This is a genomic window from Sinorhizobium sp. 8-89, from assembly GCF_030124325.1.
GTDB lineage: Bacteria > Pseudomonadota > Alphaproteobacteria > Rhizobiales > Rhizobiaceae > Sinorhizobium.
Window position 1 is genome coordinate 1 of the sequence record NZ_JASKLR010000073.1, and the last position, 1746, is coordinate 1746.

The following is a 1746-nucleotide window of genomic DNA, read 5'->3' on the forward strand; positions in this document are numbered from 1 at the left end:
ATGCACTTGTCCGATGGATAATCCGCCGCCGTCCGGTTCAGCTCCTCCAGCAGATAGCTGCGCTCGTCGGCCGGAAGGATGTCGAGCTCGCGCACCGGCGTATGGGGAGCATGCTCCAGCACGTCGGCGAGCTGTTCGAGCACGTGCTGCATGTAGGCGCAGACCCGATCCGCGGAGATCGGCTCGGCCGCTTCCGCCGTCAGGCCAAGCGTCTCGCCAAAATCCTCCACCGACAGGGTCAGCGGATAGTTGGTGCGTTCCTCGCTGTCCAGCCATTCCATGCCGGCCAGGACGTCGTCCGTGCCCGCTGCCGTCGGCATGTTGTTGTGACGATAGTTCAACAGGGCGCTGAACAGCGGCGCGGGTGCGGCAACACCGCTGCAGCGTTGCGCCAGCGCCAGCGAGGCATGCTCGTGCGCGAGCAGCTCGGAAAGCCGCGCATGGGTGCTGCGAACACTCGCCTCGACTCCGGTGCCGTCGAGATCGAGGCGCACCGGCAGGGTATTCATGAACAGGCCCATGGCGCGGTCGGCGCCGGCACCGCCATGCATGCGGCCGAACAGCACCGTGCCGAACACCACCTGCTGTCGGCCGCTGCTGCGCGCCACCACCTGACCCCAGGCCAGATGGCAGAGGCTCGCCAGGCTCACCCCCAGCCGCCGCGCCTGGCCGCGCAGCCGATCGTTGAGCGCCTGCGGCAGCATCCGCCGCGCCTCGCTGGATCTGCTGCCGTCGCCATGGACCTCGCTCAGCCCGAACGGCAGGGTCGGCTCGTCGATATCGGCCAGTTGTGCACGGAAGAACTGCTCATGCGCCTTGGCATCGACACCCAACCGCGCCTGCGCCACCAGGTTGCGGAACGGCTGCGGTGCCGGCAGTTCGTGCGCACGTGCCTCCAACACCGCCCGCACCTCGGCATGCATCACTTCCGACGTGGTATGGTCGCCGATCAGGTGATGCTGTTGCTTCAGCAGCAGCCAGCGGCCGCTGCCCGGCTCGGGGGCGATCACGAAGCGCATCACGGGCGCCCGGCCAAGATCGATGCGCTGCCGGCGTGGATCGAACCGGCGCTTCAGTTGCTCATGAGCGGGACCGTCATCGTCATCCAGCGCGACCTCGCTCACCTCGATCGGCGCTTTGCGCCACACCACCTGGGCCGGGCTCGACAGCCCCTCCCAGACGAACGAGGTGCGCAGAATGTCGTGCCGGTCGACCACCTGCTGGAGCGCGTCCAGATAGCGGTCCAGCAGCTCACGGTCGGCAAACGCCATCTGGCTGACCAGCAGGTAAGGATCGCCCCGGCTGGCCAAGAGGTGATGGAACAGGATGCCGTCCTGCAGCGGCGACAGGCCATAGATGTCCTGGATGTTGCCGATGCCGCCGGGCACCGTTTCTACGATCCGGTCGATCTCCGGCTGGGAAAGCTCGATGAGCGGCAGCATCTGCGGCGTGATCGCCGTGCTGTGCCCGGTGATCAGGTTGGCCGGCACGGCCACCTCCTGGTGGCTGCCGAGGCTTGCGGCGAGATCGCAAAGCACCGGCCTGGCGAACAGGGTGCGCACCTCCACTCCCAGCGACAGCCGCCGCAGCCGCTCCATCAGTTGCACGGCGAGCAGCGAGTGGCCGCCGAGCTCGAAGAAGTTGTCATGGCGGCCGACCCGCTCGACGCCGAGCAGCTCGGCCCAGATCTGTGCCAGCATCGTCTCGATCTCGCCCTTCGGCGCCGCATAGGCGGCCCGCGCATAG

Annotated in this window: 1 protein-coding gene; it reads right to left on the reverse strand. The window is 67.8% G+C overall.

Annotated features, from left to right (window positions below; genetic code table 11):
- On the reverse strand, positions 1–1746 hold a 1746-nt coding region (locus tag QN219_RS33680), incomplete at both ends, for a condensation domain-containing protein (protein ID WP_284004745.1).